The sequence below is a fragment of the Altererythrobacter sp. KTW20L genome (assembly GCF_023501975.1).
Taxonomy (GTDB): Bacteria; Pseudomonadota; Alphaproteobacteria; order Sphingomonadales; family Sphingomonadaceae; genus Alteraurantiacibacter.
In genome coordinates this window covers 18,896-35,412 of sequence record NZ_JAMFLH010000010.1, presented here as the reverse complement: position 1 = coordinate 35,412, position 16,517 = coordinate 18,896, and the positions used below count along the sequence as shown (strand labels likewise).

Genomic DNA, 16,517 nt, shown 5'->3' with positions numbered 1-16,517 from the left:
TGTTACCGCCGACACCCGGCCTCTCGCAATTATGGCAGGATCACCCGCAAGCCCGCGTAAGCTGCAAGGCCCGGCGTACCATAGCTGATGACTTCCTGATATTGCTCGTCGAACAGGTTCTCGACCCGGGCGGTCAGCTGGAAAACCTCGGACAGGCGATATGACCCCGCCAGGCGCACCACTACATAGGAATCCAGCGGGTTCTTCTCGGCTGCAAACACGGTGAAGAAATTGCGGAAGTCGCTGTCCAGCATGCGTCCGTTGTAGATCACGCCAAGGTTCAGATTACCCGCGCCGTCGGGTCCAAAATCGGCTCCGGCGTTGAAGCTGGCCTGGTGGCGCGGTCGGCGAACTTCGCGGGTACCATCGGGGTCGGTCGCATCGAGATAGGTGTAGCTGGCCGCTAGGTCGATCGGGCCTAGTTCAGCCTGCATACTCACTTCGATGCCTTCGCGCCTGCTCCTGCCGGAATCGTTCACCACGGTGGGAAACTGGCTGGTGATCTCGTCGGTCAGCGTGGAGGTGAAATAGGAGACATCGACCAGCACGCTCTCGCCGATCCGATGTTCCACCCCCACGTCGAACCCGCGCGCCTGTTCGGGCGTGAGATCGGGATTGCCCACGAATGTCCCGGGACTGAATCCGAACTGTTCGCTGAACGTGGGGTTGGTCGCTCCGGTACCGTAACTGGTGTGCAGGCGTGTGCCGGTTCCGGGTATCTGCCATGCACCTGTCAGGCTGTAGGTGGTGGCATCGCCGAATGCCTTGTTGCCATCATGGCGCAGCGCTGCTCTGAGGAACAAGTGGTCGAACAGGTTCACACGGTATTCCGCACCAAGCCCGAAGATGTCCCGGCGCTGGGTCGGCACCTGGTCCGGGGCCGAGGGGAAGGTGTTGCGGTAACGCTCTTCCTCGAAGTCGGTGAAGAAGGTGAACACATGGGACGCCTGCGCCCCGGTGTCGAAGGCGAAGCTGGATCGTCCGGCCAGCTTCAGCCGGTCGCCGGAATTGCCGAAAGTGCCGGTTCCGCCCTGCCCGCCTTCCGATTCCCCGTCGGTGTAGGCCGCAGAAAGAACCGTGGCCCACCCCTGCACCGGCTCCAATGTCAGCGCGCCGCCCAGCGAGATGTCGCGGGTGTCGGAGTAGCTGTCGTCATCGATGGCAAGGCCCTGGTCCGGACCGCCCGAAAAATCGAACCCGTCAGCCTCGGTAAACTTGTCAACGAAACGCAGGTTGCCGTCGAACCGGATGCCCGGCGCAAGCTCCACCCCGCCGCGCAGGTAGACGGTGGCGTTGCGGTCACCGTCCCGCTCGGCCCCCAAGGCTGCGCTGCTGATACCGGCGGTTTTGCGGTACTGGCCCGAAGCCGAGAGGAAGTCGCTCCGGTCGCCGACAGTCACGGTTGCGCGACCCATAAAGCTGTCGAAACTGCCAGCCCCTACCGCCCCGTCGAACAGCGGGCCATCGCCGCCCTTGGTCATAATATTGATCACCCCGGCCAGCGCGTTGGAACCGTAGAGGCCGCTTTGCGGGCCGCGCAAAACCTCGATCCGGGCGATATTGCCGCCGAGCAGGCTGGAGAAGTCGAACGCTCCTTCGCCCACCGAGGATACCTCGATCCCGTCGATCAGCACCAGCGTGTGGTTGGCTTCCGCCCCGCGGATGCGGACCTGGGCAAGCTGACCGAAGCCGCCGCCCTGGTTCACGGCAAGGCCGGGCACTTCACGCAGGATATCCTGCACATAGGCATGATTGCGCCGCTCGATGGCGGCGGTGTCGATTACGGTCAGCGAACTGCCGATCCGGGATAGTTCGACCGGAACCGCAGTGCCTGTCACCACGATGATGTCGTCCGGCGCGGCTGCGTTCCCGGGCGCCTGCTCCCCCACCATCTGAGCCTTGGCGACGCCGGGCAGCGCAATCAGCGCGCCCGCCAACACTGATCCCTTGAAGTAACGCAAACCGCTCATTTCTGCCTACACAGTCAGCCGCGCGCCCTGGCTGCCGCTTCCAGCCGGACGAGCAGGTCGAGCAAATGCTGCGCTTCATGCTCTTGCAAGGCTTCGCCTACAAACATCGCCTCGAAATCGGCGATGATCACTTTGAATTGCTGGTACTGGTCTTCCCCCTTGGGTGTCGCCCGCAACTGGTGCGAACGGCTGTCCACAGCCGATTTCCTCCGTCCGACCAGCCCGCGCGATTCCAGCTGCTTGATGATCGGCGTTAATTGCGCGGCATCCAGCGTCAATACCGATGCCAGTTCTCCCGGCGCAATATCCGGATTGCGACAGATCACTGCCAGGGCCCCAAGCTGGTTGGTGGGAATACCGATGGCGTTTGCAAACTGCTGGAACTGGCGGTTGTAGGCGAGCTGGATGCGCCGCAACTTGAAGCCCAGGGACTGAGGTAACGACCGGGCTACGGCCAGCGCCTGCTTCAGCCGCTCGTTCAGGCGTGGCAGGGCGGCATCGCCCCAGGTATGCATGGCTGCTGCATCGTCTATGAAAGTGATGTGCGAGCGGTAGAGCCCCCCGCCGAGCGCCTGCATGTCATCGCACAGGGTGCGGAACAAGCGCTGGCACGCAGCGGTCATTTCGGGATCGTCGCGCCGGTAGATCATGTCGGCCACGAAGATCAGCGCGCGGCCGCCCATGCCGAACATGCCCGTCCACGGATCCAGGCCATGTTCGATAAAGCGGCGCTCGATCACCTCGTAAACTTCGTTCACCCGTTCGCCCACAGCGGCGACGACCGGCCCGAAATCGCTGTGGCCGCCGGGCGAACCATGCCAATCGACAATGCCGAACGGCGCAAGGCTGACTTCCTGCCGCATCCACGCCTGCTGCGGCTCGCCCTTCACCCAGCGCGTGTTTTCCAACTTGGCATCGGGCATATGGCGCTCGAAATGGCGGCGGATCTTGTCGATCCTGAGGTCGATGCCGCCGAGCGTATGGTCGAACACGTTGAAGATCCCATTCCACCAGCCGCGGCCGCGCTCTGCCAGCAGGCGGCCCACAACTTCCTGCGGAATGGCGCCCTCGCCCTGCCAGACATCCTCGCGGAGGGTGCCGCCGGTGATCTGCCGCCAGCCGTTGGCAATGGTATAGGTGGCATTAATGGTATCATCGAGCCGCAAGGGACGCAGCGTATCGACCAGTCGTGCGAGGTCTCCCTTGCCGGGCACGCTGATGGCAAAGCCCGCCATGCCTTCGGGTTCGGGCATCAGCCAGATGCCGATCTTGGTCACGATGGCAAAGTTGGACTGGGTGAACAGGCCATCCCAGTTGGGGCCGAACGGCCACTTGTAGGCCTGCCATTCGCGCGAACCGTCGATCGCGCCAAAACCGGTCCGCACCAGGGTGCCGTCGGCCAGCATCACTTCCATGCCGCAGATGGTTTCGGCGTGGATGCCATAGGGGGTGTAGCCCACGCCGTGTTCCAGCGCGTTACCCATCACGCTGCCCCAGCTGTGGGCTGCGCCGGACATCCACAGCTTCGATCCGCGCCGATCGAGTTCGGCCTTGAAATCGAAATAGCTCACACCCGGCTCGACCACGACATAGGCGAGGTCTTCGCTCAGTTCGACAATGCGGTTAATCCGCTTGAGGTCGAGCACCACCGACCCCTTCAGCGCCGGGGCCGCAGTGCCATAGGCAAAGTTCTTCCCCATCGAGACCGGCCATAGCGGAACGCCATGGCGGTTCGCTGCGGCCAGCACGCGGGAGAGTTCAGCAGTATTGGCCGGCGCAACGGCGGCAGCAGCGGCATGGGTTTGCTGGTCCCCGATGGCGAAGGGATCGAGATAGCTCGCCCGGTCTGGCTCGCTGGTGAAGACCCATTGCTCGCGGACCGCCTCGCGAAACTCGGCGAGAGCAGCCGCAAAGGCGGCGGCATCGATTCCGGGAGGGGTCAGATCGTCCATCAGGAAGTGATAACCGCCGGGACGCAAACCGACCAGCCGCGCGTGTCGTTAAGCCTTGGTGTGAGGGGTTGCGGCGACGAGGCCGCAAGTATCAAAACTCTCATTTGCCCCCTCCCGGTAATGCCCTTTGAGCAAACGGCTACATGGCAAGTTGCAAACGCTTGCAACAGATGTTGCCAATCTGTTTGTATATGTCAAGAAGGGGGAAAGGGCGAAAGGCCTTGCCGAAACGGGAGCGGACCATCTGACATGACATTGTCCTATGCACACCATCCTGCACTGCGCGGACCGATGGAGCCAGCACGGTTCAATTCGGAAGTTTTCGATTGCGAAGTGATCGGCACGATCCCCCCGGGCCTGAATGGAACCTTCATCCGGGTCGGGGCCGAATGACTCTATCCGCCGATGTTCGCCGACGATTCGCCCTTTGCCGCCGATGGCATCGCCAGCACTTTCCGCATCGCCGACGGATCATGCGATTTCACCGCCCGCTTCGTGGAAACGCCGCGCTATCTCGCCAACCGGCAGGCCCGGCGGCAGCTGTTCGGCTATTATCGCAATCCCTTTACCGATGACCCGTCGGTAGCCGGTGTTTCGGGCACCGTGTCGAACACCAACATCATCATGTTCAACGGCAAGATGCTGGCCCTGAAAGAAGATGCCCTGCCCTACGAAGTTGATCCGGCCACCCTTCAAACCGGCGGCTCGTATGATTTCGGCGGCGGCTACAAGGCGCCCACCTTCACCGCCCACCCCAAGATCGACGGGAGGACGGGCGAGATGATCGCTTTTGGCTATGAAGCCGAAGGCCTGGCGAGCAATGCCATATGGATTTACACGATCGATCCCGGTGGCATGGTGACCAGCGAACGCAAGCTGGCCGCGCCCTATATGTCGATGGTCCACGACATCGCCATTTCGCAGAACTACATCCTGATCCCCGTCTATGGCATGGTCTCCAGCATGGAACGGCTTCACCAGGGGAAGGTCCACTGGGGCTGGGACGATAGGATTCCAAGCTATATCGGCATTGTGCCGCGCAATGGCGATGCCAGCGAAGTGGTGTGGATTGCCGGGCCGGAGATGGCGATGGTCCACACCTTTTCCGCCACAGACGAAGGCGGCGTGATCACGCTTCACGCCGCAGTCAGCGATTCCAATCCGTTCCCGTTCTTTCCGGACGTCAACGGCAAGCCGTTCAACCCTGCCGGAGCCCGCACCACCATCCGCAAGTACACCTTCGATGTCGCCCGCCCGCAGGCCGGATGGCAGGAAGAGACACTGTTCCCCGAATGGGCCGGGGCATTGTCCAGGATCGATGATCGCTACCTGGGACATCCCTACCGCTACGGCTTCCTGACCGCCGCGCACCCGCACGAAGCTATGGCGGGGCAGCGCCGCATATCGCCGATGTCGTCATGGTGGACATGATCCGCATGAACCGCATCCTCGAATGCAATGTCGAGATGGGCTATGTGGTGGTGGAGCCCGGCGTGGGCTTTGATGACCTCTACCACTACCTGACAGACAACGACATTCCGCTGTGGATGTCGGCCCCCGCGCACACCTGGGGCAGCGTGCTGGGCAATGCGCTGGAACGCGGCGTGGGCTACACCCCTATGGCGAGCACGCGTCCAAGGTTTGCGGAATGGAAGTGGTCACGGCCGATGGCAGCCTGCTGCGCACCGGAATGGGCGCGCTGGAAGGCAGCAATGCGTGGCATGCGTTCCCCTATGGCTTTGGTCCGTCGTGGGATCCGGCCTTCATGCAATCCAACTTCGGGATCGTCACCAAGATGGGCCTGTGGCTGATGCCGGCCCCGCGCCAGACGCTGAACCTGGCCATGCAGCTCGACCGGACGGACGAACTGCCGGCAGCGGTGGATGCCCTGCGACCGCTGAAACTGGACGGGACGGTCGCGGCCAGCCCGTCGTTCGGCAATGTCATTCGCAACCTCGCCACCCGCGCCACGCGGTCGCAGTATTACCAGGGAACGGGCGCCATGCCCGCCGACGTGCTGGAATCGGCGCGGCAGCAGGCAGGCGTGGGCCACTGGAACTTCGGCATACGCCTGTTTGGCGATCCGGACATCAACGCGATCAATGCCCGCAAGGTGCGCCAGGCCTTTGCCGGAAAGGTGGATGCGGAATTCACCGAAACCGAATGGAACGCAGGGGATGACCTGCCGGGATCGGGCCACCCCGTCCCGTCGCTTGGCGCGCTTGGCGTGGTGGACTGGCTCGGCGGACCCGGCGGGCACCTTACCTTCTCGCCGGTTTCGCACTTTTCCGGGGCCGAGGCGTGGAAGCAATATACCACCGTGCGCGGCATGTACGAGGATGCGGGGTTCGACTATTATGGCGGCTTTACCGCCGGACAGCGCTATCTCAACCACATCACCATGATCGTCTTCAACCGCAACGACGATGACATGACCGCCCGCGCCAATGCGCTGTTCTCCCGCCTGATCGCGGTCGGGGCGGAAAATGGGTGGGGCGAATACCGCACCCATACCCTGTTCTATGACGAAGTGGCCCGGAGCTTTGCCTACAACAACGGCGCGCTGCTGCGCTGGAACGAGAAGGTCAAGGACGCCATCGACCCGCAGGGCATCATCGCGCCCGGCAAGATGGGCATCTGGCCCCGCCGCTATCGAGGTGTGCAGGGATGAGGTGGCCGCTGATTTCCGTGTTCGCACTAGCCGCAGCCATCGCCGCGCCCGCCGCCGTGGCCGAAGATGCCGCCCAACCTCCGGTTGCAGGTGAACGGCTCTATATCGAGAAGTGCGGCCTGTGCCATCTGCCAGGTGGCTTCGGCACCCGCGTGCTCGAACGCCGCGTGCCGGCGGGCCAGGCTCTGCTGCAGGATCGCCAGTCCTTGCCTGCTGCCTATACTTCGGCTGTAGTCAGGCGAGGGATCGGATCCATGCCGCAAATGCGCGAAGCAGAACTCGCCGATGCGGAACTGGCGGCGATTGCCACCTATCTGGAGACCGGCCGATGACGGCAATCACCCGGCGCATGATGATGCAACATAGCGCGGCTGCCGCTGCGGCAGTCTCATTGGCGGGAACTGCCGCCTTCTCCTCGTCCCTGCGGGCAGCACCATCGCAAGCCAGCCCGGCCTTGTTCGTGTTCGATGCTCGCTTTGATCGTTCGGTCGCCCTGGCCGAAAGCTATGCCCGGGCCGGTGCCATCCTGCTCGATCCGCGCGAGGCCGATCTTGGCCGCGCATGGCAGGGGCTGATCCCATCATTGCTGCAACAGGGGCAGCGGATCGAAGGCCTGACACTCTGGTCAGATCGCCTGATCAGCGAGATTTTCGCACGCGAACACGCCGTCGCTTTCCAGTCGACGGAGATATCCGCGGGAACAGGAAGCACCGGCATGTTGCAGCAATGGTGGCTGGCATGATCTTTTCGCGGCGACAGTTCCTCGCCAGCAGCAGCATCGCAGCCCTGCCGGTGGTCGGCGTTCCTGCCGCTGCAGCACTCTCTGCCCAACCTTACGAAATCGGCGAGATCTGGGGCATGCGCTACGTTGCACGAGGCGCGGAAGCGGCCACTGTGCCGCGCCGCAGGCACCGGAAGGTGCATATCGGGTAACTGGCGCACCAAGGGCGGAAGACGTCGCCCCCTTCACCTTCCCACCGGTCGATCAGGCCGGGGTGGCTATTGGTGTATTTCAACCATCCCAGGACCTTGCCGGTATTGCGCATTCAGCCCCGCCTCGGCGGTCACCTGGCGCAGGTAATCGACCACTGCGTCATGTTCGTCGCTACCCGGCGCGGGCAGACGCGGGACGGCGTCGCGGCCGATGTGGAGCGGCAAGAAACCGGCCTTCAGCAGCTTGCCGCCCGCCACCTCGAACCGCGCCACCATCGCCAGGCGCGAGGCTGTCGGGAAGTTGTAAAGGCCTTCGAAATCCGGCTCCCATTCCTCGGCCAGGACCCTGATCTCGTTCCAGCTTTTGGACTTGGCATGGGCCTCGTCCATGGCGAGGTCGGTGGCGAAATTGCACAGGCAGTGGAACACTGGCTTGCCGTCGATCACCTGGCAGCCCTTGATGATGTGCGGATGGCCGCCGATGATCGCATCGGCCCCTGCCTCGATCGCGGCGCGGGCCACGTCATGCTCGTAATCGGCAACTACCGCGCGGACGAAATGGATGCCCCAGTGCTGCGATACGAAGACGAGGTCCGCCTGCTCCTTGGCCGCCCGGATATCCGCCTGCATGGCAGCCAGGTCTTCGCGGTGGGGATAGGTGTGGACGCGGGCGGGCGTCCCGGGCTGGTCGTGTTCGATCTGCTCGTAAACCGTATGGGCCCGCATCGGCGCGCAACCGGGACGGCGCTCGTCGGCCCAGTAGGAATGGGGCAGGATCGAGGAATAGGCGAGGAAGGCCACACGGGTGCCGTCGCCCAGGGTGCGGATGACCGGTTGGCGCGCCTCGGCAATGTCCTTGCCTGCGCCTACCACACTGATCCCGGCCCGTTCGAGGTTGCGGCGCGTTTCGAAGTAGGCCTCGCGTCCCCAGTCCATGCAGTGGTTGCCGGCCATAGAAATCACATCGAACCCGGCCCGGGCCAGGGCGGCCGATCCGTCGGGCCGCGCCAGGACGGCGTGGCGCGCTTGCGGCAGGCGCGTGCCGCTGGCGGCAAAGCTGGTTTCCAGCTGCCCGAAGACTATGTCCGCCGCCTGGAGCACCTCGCGCGTGGCGACATAGCTGTCGTCATAGTTCGCGCGATCGGGGGCGAGGTCGCCAGTCGCCAGAATGACATGGGTCACGAAACAATCTCCCAACTGCGGCAGGGTTTTCCGGTCCTTCGCGCAAGCGTTTGCATGGCATAGAGCGAGTGTGCGGACAAGTGATCCAGGCGGCCCTCAGGAGGGGGGTTACACGCTGTCCCGGGCAATCAGCCGGAAGCCCCCGTCAGTCGGTCCGGAACGTGACCGGCGTGCTGGTTGGTCCCAGTTCGGGCAGCCTGGTCATTTCCAGCGGTCCGTCAAGCGCCATGCCGGTGGTCCGCTTGAGCAGTTCTTCCAGGAAGATGCGCATTTCCAGACGGACCAGCCCCGCGCCCGCACACTGGTGCGCGCCGCGCCCGAACCCGAGGTGCTGGCGGATGTTCTCGCGGTCGAAGCGGAAGCTGTGGGGGTCGTCGAACACCTCGTCGTCGCGGTTGGCCGAGGCATAGACCATGGTCACCGGATCGTCCTTGGGGATTGTCCGGCCATGCAGTTCGACATCGCGCGTGGTGGTGCGGGCAAAGCCGCGATAGGGCGAGTAGAGCCGGATGAACTCCTCCACCGCCGCCGGGATCCGGGCGGGGTTTTCCCGCAGGTACTGCTGCAGGTCGGGATGGCGGATCAGGTGGATCACGATCGCCCCGAACAGCGGCGGCGGAGCCATCAGTCCCACCACCAGCACCTGGCGGATGGTCTCGATCACATAGTCCGGCGGGATCGGGCCGGACGGGGTCTCCTCCGCCAGCAGGGCCGAGGCCGGATCGCTTTCAACAGGCCGCGGATGGCGTTGGCGATCCTCCACCACCTCGCGTGCCACGGCATAGAGCTGGCCGCTGGTCCGGGCCACATCGTCCATGTTCTCGTTGCGCCAGGCGACATTGTAGAGCCGGGCGACATCGGCCAGGAGCACCGCGTTGGATGGTTCCAGGTTGAGCCACTCGACCTCGATCCAGGCCGGATAGATGGTGGCAAAATCGCTCGACACATCGCCCCGCCCGGCACCGATCATCCGCTCCAGTTCACGCGACGCATGGGCGCGCAAGCGCGGTTCCAGCGCAGCGATGCGCGAGTTGCGCAAGGTCCGGTCGAGCGCACGGCGGAACGGGGTATGCTCGGGCGGATCCTTGCCCAGCGGCGGCCGCCGCTTGCCGAGCGACATGTTGGGAATGACATTGATCTTCGAGGTGATGAAGGTCTCGTTGTCGGTCACGGCCGCCACGATATCGGCATGCCGGGTCAGCGCCCAGAACCCGCCGTGGGCGCTGGAATGGGCCACGGGGCACTGTGCGCGCATCCGCTCGTACTCGACATGCGGGCTGTCGAACGTCTCTTCCACATGCGGATCGAAATCGTCCGGTGCAACAGCCGCTGGCCCAGTCGCTGGCCCAGTCGCTGGCACAGTCGCCTCGTCGGTCACGCAGGTCCCCTCAAAAGCAATCTGCAGGCAAAGATGCAGCCTGCCTGCAAGCGCTTACAGTCTTGCTGAGGGCGGCGCAAGGGGGCGAGACACGCCGTGCTCCCGGTCAGCCCCCCACAACCTGGAACATCAGCACGGCAATGAAAGTGCTCAGTACCACGCCCAGCAGGGCGCACAGGATGCCGGGCGTAACCAGATCCTCGCGCCCCTGCGCTGCGGCGACCGCCGCCGTCGAAGTCGGCCCTCCGACCCCGGCGAGCGAGGCCAAGAACAGGACGTGCGGGTCGGACTTCAGCAGTCGGCCGATGACCAGCAGGAACACCAGGTTGATGGCCAGTGCAGTCGCCGAGAAAATCAGGACCCGCAGGCTCGAATAGCCCAGCGCCCCAAGGTCGATCTGCGCCGAGACCGCGCCGATGAACAGGAACATGGCAATCATGCCCATTTCCCTTGCCCCGCTAAGAATCTCGCGAATTCGCGGGAAAAGGTTGGGCACGGCCACGGCAACCAGGGTTACGACCAGGATCGAGTAGTTCTCGATCCCCATGGCGATCGTCAACCAATCGACCACAAGGAATGCGCCCACTGCATAGATCAGCGCCAGCAGTTCCCCAAGGGGCGGAGAGGGAGCACGACTTCCATCCTTGATACCGGCCACCGAATCCTTGGCGGCAAAGTGCCCCGCGCTGGCTCCGGGCTGGACGCCGATGATCCGGCCGATCAGGCTGCTCTGCATCAGCACCATGAGGATCATGAGATAGATTGGCGCAAGCAAGGCATTGACCGCCAGAATCGCCGCAACCAGGGTCGCGTCCGCCTGGATGGCCTGGGCCGTGGCGACCATGTTCAGGACACTGCCGATGAACAACGCCGAAAGCAGCGACCACAGGCTGCCCTCGTCGTCGAAATGCATGAGCTGGCCGACAATCAGGATTGCCACGACCACTCCCACCCCAGCCAGCAGGAACGGCGGCAGCATCTTGCCCGACGATCGCAGGATTTCCCCGATATCGGCCTTGAGCAGCAGCAACAGGATTCCAACCGGGATGGCGATCCCCGAAATGCTGTCATAAGTCGGAGACTGCGTTGGAAGGACGCCCACATTTGCCAGGGTGCACGGGATGATCAGCACCATCACCGGCCCCGGCAGGAATTTCCGGAAGCGGCTGCGCTCCAGCGCGATCGAGATCGCAATGGCTGTCAGCAGTATCCAGACGATTTGGAACAGCCCGCCAAGGGGAAATTCGATCATGTAGCTGTGATCCTGTCCGGCACTTGTTGGAGCGTTCGATACAATTCCCGGTCTTGCCGCTTCGCCTGGGCGACAACCCGAAGGCACGTTCTAGAAACGGTCACAAAGTCATGCAATCGCTTTCATGCACGCCATGCACGACTGCCGACCGGCCAGCTGTGTCTGATCCGGGAAAGACCCTCAGCCCTACAGGTTGATCGTGACCGACTTGATCTCAGTGAAAGCTTCCACACCCTGCCGCCCGTTCTCGCGGCCCCAGCCCGATTGCTTGAAGCCGCCCAGCGGCATTGCCGGATCGGGGCCGCCCATGCCGCCGTTGATCCGCACCATTCCCGCTTTCAACCGCTTGGCCAGCTTCAGGCCGTTGGACATGTTGTTGGTCCAGATGGCGGAGGACAGGCCGTACTGCGTATCGTTGGCCGCCGCCGCGACCGCTTCCAGATCGTCGTCGCCGAAAGTCATCGTGCACAGCACGGGGCCGAAGATTTCTTCCTCCACAGCCTTCATCCCGGCCCGGGTTTCGGTGAGCACGGTGGGGGCGAGGAAATTGCCGCCCTCGCCGCCTTCCACATCCAGCTTGCCGCCGCCGACCAGCACCTGCGCGCCTTCGGCAAGAGCGCTTTCGAGATAGCCGGTCACGCGAGCGAACTGCACATCGCTCACCAGCGGACCCATTTGCGTGCGCGGATCCATCCCGTTGCCGACCACCAGCCCGCGCGCCATGTTCGAAATGCCTTCAAGCACCTCGTCGCGCACACTTTCATGCACGAACAGCCGCGAACCGGCAGCGCAGACCTGCCCGGCATTGCCGAAAATCCCCATCGCCGCGCCGGGGATAGCCTTGGCGAGGTCGGCATCGGCGAAAATGATCACCGGGGACTTGCCGCCCAGTTCCAGTGTAACGCGCTTCAGACTGTCGGCGCAGGCATGGACGATGCTCTTGCCGGTCACGGTCGATCCGGTGAACGAGATCTTGTCCACCAGCGGATGGGCAACAAGCGCCGCGCCTGCGGTCTTGCCGAAGCCGGTGCAGATGTTGATCGTGCCTTCGGGGAAGCCTGCCTCGGCCACCAGTTCGGCCAGGATCACGGCGGAAAGCGGGGTCTGCTCGGCCGGTTTCAGCACCACGGTGCAGCCCGCCGCGAGTGATGCGCCCAGCTTGGCCACTGCCATCACGAAGGGGAAATTCCACGGCACGATCGCGCCGACCACGCCGACCGGCTCGCGCACCGTATAGGCATGCCATTCGCCGGGATTGGACGGGGTGAAGGTCTCGCCGTTCAGCTTGGTGCACCAGCCGGCGAAATAGCGCAGGGCCTCTGCAGCACCCATGCCGCCGCCGAAGAAAGCCATCATCAGCGGCATGCCGTTGTCGAGCGTTTCGGTCAGCGCAATGCGGCTGGCATTGGCCTCGATCAGGTCGGCCAGCCGCAGCATGATGCGCGCCCTCTGGGCCGGTGCCATGTTGCTCCACTTGCCGCTTTCGAAGCAGCGGCTGGCAGCTTTCACGGCAAGGTCGATATCGGCGGCATCGGCAGAGGCGGCATGGCCGATTACCGCGCCTGTTGCAGGATCGGTCACCTCGAAGGTCTCACCCGACACCGCGCTCACGAACTCGCCGCCGATGAACAACTGGCGCGGTTTTGCCAGCAGGTCGGCGCGCAAGGCTGGTAAGAGCGAGGTATCGACGGGCATGGGGGGAGGGGACATATCGGGCATCCTCTGGAATTTGGCTATCAGGCTCTGGCCGTCCAATACAAGCCAGCGGGTGCCACGCAAACAGAATGGTTTGCGCCAGCGCCGCGCCGACCGTAACGAACGTGAAGGAGAGAAGCGAGAACCATGCAATTTGAAACTGGGCAATTTGACTATGTGATCGTCGGCGCGGGATCGGCTGGTGCTGTTCTCGCCGCCCGGCTGACCGAGGATGCGGCTACCCGCGTGTTGCTGCTCGAAGCTGGCGGCAAGGGTGATGACTGGCTGCTGCGCATGCCGCTGGGCTTCCTGAAGGCACTGTTCAAGCCCGGCTATACCTGGCCCTATATGTCCGAGCCGGAGCCGCACCTGAACCAGCGCCGCCTGTTCCTGCCGCGCGGGCGGCTGCTGGGCGGATCGTCCAGCATCAATGGCATGTTCTACATGCGCGGCCATTCATCAGACTTCGATCGCTGGGCGCAAAAGGGTGCCAGCGGCTGGAGCCATGCCGATGTGCTGCCCTATTTCCTGAAGATGGAGCGGCACTGGGCGGGCGACGATGGCAAGCATGGCGCGCAGGGTCCGCTGGCGGTAACACGCAACGCCACGCGCCACCTGCTGCACGATCAGCTGATGGAAGCGGCGCAGGCTGCGGGCCTGCCCATTACCGAGGATATCCACGTCTACGAAGAAGGCGTCGCGCGCGGCGAACTGACGATTGACGAGCGCGGGCGGCGTGCCTCGACCTTTGCGGCCTATCTGAAACCGGCGATGGCCCGGCCCAATCTCACCGTGCTGACAGGCGCCCAGGTGTCACGCGTGATGCTGGAAGGCAAACGCGCCATCGGCGTGGCCTTTACCCACGAGGGCGAAGCGAAGCAGGCGCTGGTCGGGTGCGAGGTGATCCTGTCCGGCGGTAGCTACAATTCGCCGCAATTGCTGATGCTGTCGGGCATCGGACCGGCCGAGCACCTGCGCCAGCATGGCATAGCAGTGGCACACGACCTGCCGGGCGTAGGGCAGAACCTGTCAGAACATCCCCGCGTGCCGGTCGAATTCGCCGCCAATGGCGCCGTCACCTTCGTGAACCAGCTTCGGTTCGATCGCGCGGCGCGGCATGTGATCGAATGGAAGCTGTTTGGCACCGGGGCCTTCGCCGCCCAGGTCAACAGTGCCAACCCGATCCTGCGCACCGATCCTCGGCTGGCCCAGCCCGACATCCAGCTGTGGTGCAACCCGGTCAAGGTCGGCGCGCACCTGTGGTTTCCCGGAATCAAGGCCCCGCCCAAGCACGAGATGACCAGCGACGTGATCCTGCTCCACCCTGAAAGCCGGGGCCATGTGGAGCTGCGCAGCGCCGATCCGGCGGACAAGGTGAAGATACACCTCAACATCTTCAGCGCAGCGGCCGATTTTGCCACGGCGCGCGCGGGCATCCGGATTGCGCGGCGGCTCTACGGGACGGAACCGATGGCGGGCCTGGTCGCGTCCGAGACCTTGCCCGGCCCCGATGTGACCAGCGACGAGGCCCTGGACGAACATATCCGCCAATATGCCCAGGTCACCCAGCATCCGGTCGGCACCTGTGCCATCGGCCAGGGACCGCTCGCCGTTGTCGATCCGCAACTGCGCGTTCACGGCATCGCGGGCCTGCGGGTGATCGATGCCTCGGTGATGCCCGATGTGCCCGGAGGCAACACCAACGCCCCCACCATCATGATCGGCGAAAAGGCCGCAGACATGCTGCGCGGCCGCAGCCTGCCGCGTTTCGAGGACCACACATGACCACAAGTGACTATATCATCGTCGGTGCCGGCTCATCGGGCGCCGTGCTGGCGGCTCGGCTGACCGAGGATCCCAACGTCACCGTCACCCTGGTGGAAGCGGGGCGGCGGGAGCGCAACATCCTGCTCGAAATGCCCATCGCCTTCCCGATCGTGATGATGGGCGGCACCCGCTTCAACTGGTCCTACATGGGCGAGCCCGAACCTTTCGCCAACAACCGCTGCATCCGCCAGCCGCGCGGCAAGGCGCTGGGCGGGTCATCGATGATCAACGGGATGCTCTATGCCCGCGGCCATCCGCGCGATTACGACGAATGGCGGCAACTGGGCCTTGAAGGGTGGAGCTGGGACGATGTCCTGCCGCTGTTCAAGCGCAGCGAGAATCATTGGGGTGAGGCCGACGAATACCACGGCAGCGGCGGCCCGCTCAGCACTACCAAGCATATCCCCGACGGCGAGCTGTTCCCACGGTTCATGGCAGCGGTGGAGAAGCTCGGCTACAAGCGCCAGACCGACCATCATGGCCCCGACCAGGAAGGCTGGGGTTCGCCCGACATCAACATCCATCGCGGACGGCGCGCCAGCACGGCGGCGCGGTTCCTCTACCCGGCGATGAAGCGTCCCAACCTCACCGTGCTGACCGGTGCCCACGCCACCCGCGTGGAAGTCGAGAATGGCCGGGCGGTCGCGCTGCATTACCGGCAGGATGGCCAGGACAAGATTGTGCACGCCGGGCGCGAGATCATCCTTTCGGGCGGCGCATACAACACGCCGCAACTGCTGCTGCTATCGGGCATCGGGCCGGCGGAGGATTTGCGCCAGCATGGCATACCGGTCGTCCACGACCTGCCCGGTGTAGGGCAGAACCTGCAGGACCATCCCAGCATTGCGATGATTTCCGGGGCCGAACGCAAGGCCACGCTCAATCCCGAGCTGCGGTTCGACCGGCTGACCCTGTCCGTGCTGCAATGGCTCGCCACCGGCAAGGGGCGCATCGCCAACATGCCGGTCACGGCAAACGGCTGGATAAAGACCCGCCCTGACCTCGAACGCCCGGACGCGCAGTACCTGCTCCAGCCGACCACCATCTTTGCCCGCCCCTGGTTCCCCGGAGTCCGCGCGCCCGCACCTGATGTGATTGCCATGGCTTGCGTCTTGCTGCGCCCGGAAAGCCGCGGCTGGGTCAAGTTGGCCAGCGCCGACCCCTTTGCACCCCCGCGCATTGTCAACAACGTCCTCGGCACCGAAAACGACCGCGCGTTCTTCCGCCGAGTGGTGCGCCAGATCCGCGAAATCTGGGCAACCGATCCAGTGCGCGATGTGCTGACCACCGAAATCGCGCCCGGCCCTGCAGCGCAGACCGATGCCGAGATCGACGCCTGGGTCCGCGAGGCGACCAACACCGCTCTCCATCCGGTAGGAAGCTGCGCGATGGGTACCGACGCAATGGCAGTGTGCGATGCGCAATTGCGGGTGCGCGGGCTGGAAGGCCTGCGGATCGCCGACGCATCGGTCATGCCGCGCATCGTGGGCGGCAACACCAATGCGGCCTGCATCATGATCGGCGAGAAGGCCGCCGACCTGATCCGGGGTGATAGGTAAGGAAGGTCGCAAGACCCTTGCCGTGATCAGCGGAAATGCCGGAACAGGAATGTTGCCCACTGCTGTTCATGGGTGGCGGTGCCGTCAGTCTAACCGCA

The 16,517-nt window shown here is 64.1% G+C and carries 14 protein-coding genes and 1 pseudogene; 9 read left to right on the top strand and 6 right to left on the bottom strand.

Going from position 1 to position 16,517, the window contains the following annotated elements; genetic code table 11:
* Positions 1-29: 29 nt before the first annotated feature.
* Positions 30-1,970, bottom strand: a complete 1,941-nt coding sequence (locus M3P36_RS11025) for a TonB-dependent receptor plug domain-containing protein (RefSeq protein WP_249703410.1) — start codon at positions 1,968-1,970, stop codon at positions 30-32.
* Positions 1,971-1,984: 14 nt separating this feature from the next.
* A complete protein-coding gene (locus M3P36_RS11020; protein WP_249703408.1) occupies positions 1,985-3,922 on the bottom strand; it encodes an FAD-binding protein in 1,938 nt (645 codons plus the stop codon).
* Between the two features lie 249 nt (positions 3,923-4,171).
* Between M3P36_RS11020 and M3P36_RS11015 the strand changes: the two genes are divergently transcribed.
* The 7 genes and pseudogenes from M3P36_RS11015 to M3P36_RS10990 all read left to right on the top strand — a co-directional run bounded on the left by M3P36_RS11015 (position 4,172) and on the right by M3P36_RS10990 (position 7,526).
* A complete protein-coding gene (locus M3P36_RS11015; RefSeq protein WP_249703406.1) occupies positions 4,172-4,315 on the top strand; it encodes a carotenoid oxygenase family protein in 144 nt (47 codons plus the stop codon).
* A gap of 12 nt (positions 4,316-4,327) precedes the next feature.
* Positions 4,328-5,353, top strand: a complete 1,026-nt coding sequence (locus tag M3P36_RS11010; protein WP_249703403.1) for a carotenoid oxygenase family protein — start codon at positions 4,328-4,330, stop codon at positions 5,351-5,353.
* A pseudogene (locus M3P36_RS15360) lies at positions 5,341-5,478 on the top strand (FAD-binding protein); the annotation flags it as partial. The gene M3P36_RS11010 and the pseudogene M3P36_RS15360, both read left to right, overlap by 13 nt.
* Before the next feature lie 92 nt (positions 5,479-5,570).
* Complete coding sequence (locus M3P36_RS11005; RefSeq protein WP_249703381.1) at positions 5,571-6,593, top strand: FAD-linked oxidase C-terminal domain-containing protein; 1,023 nt, start codon at positions 5,571-5,573, stop codon at positions 6,591-6,593.
* Entirely contained in the window at positions 6,590-6,925 is a 336-nt protein-coding gene (locus M3P36_RS11000) for a c-type cytochrome (protein ID WP_249703378.1), read from the top strand. The genes M3P36_RS11005 and M3P36_RS11000 overlap by 4 nt, the downstream gene beginning before the upstream one ends.
* Positions 6,922-7,335: a hypothetical protein gene (locus tag M3P36_RS10995; RefSeq protein WP_249703377.1), complete on the top strand. Its 414-nt coding sequence runs from the start codon at positions 6,922-6,924 to the stop codon at positions 7,333-7,335. Before M3P36_RS11000 ends, M3P36_RS10995 begins: the two co-directional genes overlap by 4 nt.
* On the top strand, positions 7,332-7,526 hold the full coding sequence (locus M3P36_RS10990) for a hypothetical protein (protein ID WP_249703375.1): 195 nt from the start codon (positions 7,332-7,334) through the stop codon (positions 7,524-7,526). The genes M3P36_RS10995 and M3P36_RS10990 overlap by 4 nt, the downstream gene beginning before the upstream one ends.
* Before the next feature lie 66 nt (positions 7,527-7,592).
* Here the strand turns inward: M3P36_RS10990 and M3P36_RS10985 are convergent, their stop codons facing one another.
* The 4 genes from M3P36_RS10985 to M3P36_RS10970 all read right to left on the bottom strand — a co-directional run bounded on the left by M3P36_RS10985 (position 7,593) and on the right by M3P36_RS10970 (position 13,048).
* Entirely contained in the window at positions 7,593-8,708 is a 1,116-nt protein-coding gene (locus M3P36_RS10985; protein WP_249703373.1) for a CapA family protein, read from the bottom strand.
* A 145-nt stretch (positions 8,709-8,853) separates the two neighbouring features.
* Positions 8,854-10,086, bottom strand: coding sequence for a cytochrome P450 (locus tag M3P36_RS15275; RefSeq protein WP_249703371.1), 1,233 nt, complete (start codon positions 10,084-10,086; stop codon positions 8,854-8,856).
* A 106-nt stretch (positions 10,087-10,192) separates the two neighbouring features.
* Positions 10,193-11,338, bottom strand: a complete 1,146-nt coding sequence (locus M3P36_RS10975) for a DUF819 family protein (RefSeq protein WP_249703369.1) — start codon at positions 11,336-11,338, stop codon at positions 10,193-10,195.
* A gap of 186 nt (positions 11,339-11,524) precedes the next feature.
* Positions 11,525-13,048, bottom strand: a complete 1,524-nt coding sequence (locus M3P36_RS10970; RefSeq protein ID WP_283773448.1) for an aldehyde dehydrogenase family protein — start codon at positions 13,046-13,048, stop codon at positions 11,525-11,527.
* Positions 13,049-13,180: 132 nt separating this feature from the next.
* Between M3P36_RS10970 and M3P36_RS10965 the strand changes: the two genes are divergently transcribed.
* Both M3P36_RS10965 and M3P36_RS10960 read left to right on the top strand, forming a co-directional pair.
* A complete protein-coding gene (locus M3P36_RS10965; RefSeq protein WP_249703368.1) occupies positions 13,181-14,818 on the top strand; it encodes a GMC family oxidoreductase in 1,638 nt (545 codons plus the stop codon).
* Positions 14,815-16,419, top strand: coding sequence for a GMC family oxidoreductase (locus M3P36_RS10960; RefSeq protein ID WP_249703365.1), 1,605 nt, complete (start codon positions 14,815-14,817; stop codon positions 16,417-16,419). The genes M3P36_RS10965 and M3P36_RS10960 overlap by 4 nt, the downstream gene beginning before the upstream one ends.
* Positions 16,420-16,517: the final 98 nt, after the last annotated feature.

What these genes read in the sequence shown, in the direction of transcription:
- M3P36_RS11025 (WP_249703410.1), bottom strand. Translation starts at nt 1,970, where the DNA reads ATGAGCGGTTTGCGTTACTTCAAGGGATCAGTGTTGGCGGGCGCGCTG.
- M3P36_RS11020 (WP_249703408.1), bottom strand. Translation starts at nt 3,922, where the DNA reads ATGGACGATCTGACCCCTCCCGGAATCGATGCCGCCGCCTTTGCGGCT.
- M3P36_RS11015 (WP_249703406.1), top strand. Translation starts at nt 4,172, where the DNA reads ATGACATTGTCCTATGCACACCATCCTGCACTGCGCGGACCGATGGAG.
- M3P36_RS11010 (WP_249703403.1), top strand. Translation starts at nt 4,328, where the DNA reads ATGTTCGCCGACGATTCGCCCTTTGCCGCCGATGGCATCGCCAGCACT.
- M3P36_RS11005 (WP_249703381.1), top strand. Translation starts at nt 5,571, where the DNA reads ATGGAAGTGGTCACGGCCGATGGCAGCCTGCTGCGCACCGGAATGGGC.
- M3P36_RS11000 (WP_249703378.1), top strand. Translation starts at nt 6,590, where the DNA reads ATGAGGTGGCCGCTGATTTCCGTGTTCGCACTAGCCGCAGCCATCGCC.
- M3P36_RS10995 (WP_249703377.1), top strand. Translation starts at nt 6,922, where the DNA reads ATGACGGCAATCACCCGGCGCATGATGATGCAACATAGCGCGGCTGCC.
- M3P36_RS10990 (WP_249703375.1), top strand. Translation starts at nt 7,332, where the DNA reads ATGATCTTTTCGCGGCGACAGTTCCTCGCCAGCAGCAGCATCGCAGCC.
- M3P36_RS10975 (WP_249703369.1), bottom strand. Translation starts at nt 11,338, where the DNA reads ATGATCGAATTTCCCCTTGGCGGGCTGTTCCAAATCGTCTGGATACTG.
- M3P36_RS10970 (WP_283773448.1), bottom strand. Translation starts at nt 13,048, where the DNA reads ATGTCCCCTCCCCCCATGCCCGTCGATACCTCGCTCTTACCAGCCTTG.
- M3P36_RS10965 (WP_249703368.1), top strand. Translation starts at nt 13,181, where the DNA reads ATGCAATTTGAAACTGGGCAATTTGACTATGTGATCGTCGGCGCGGGA.
- M3P36_RS10960 (WP_249703365.1), top strand. Translation starts at nt 14,815, where the DNA reads ATGACCACAAGTGACTATATCATCGTCGGTGCCGGCTCATCGGGCGCC.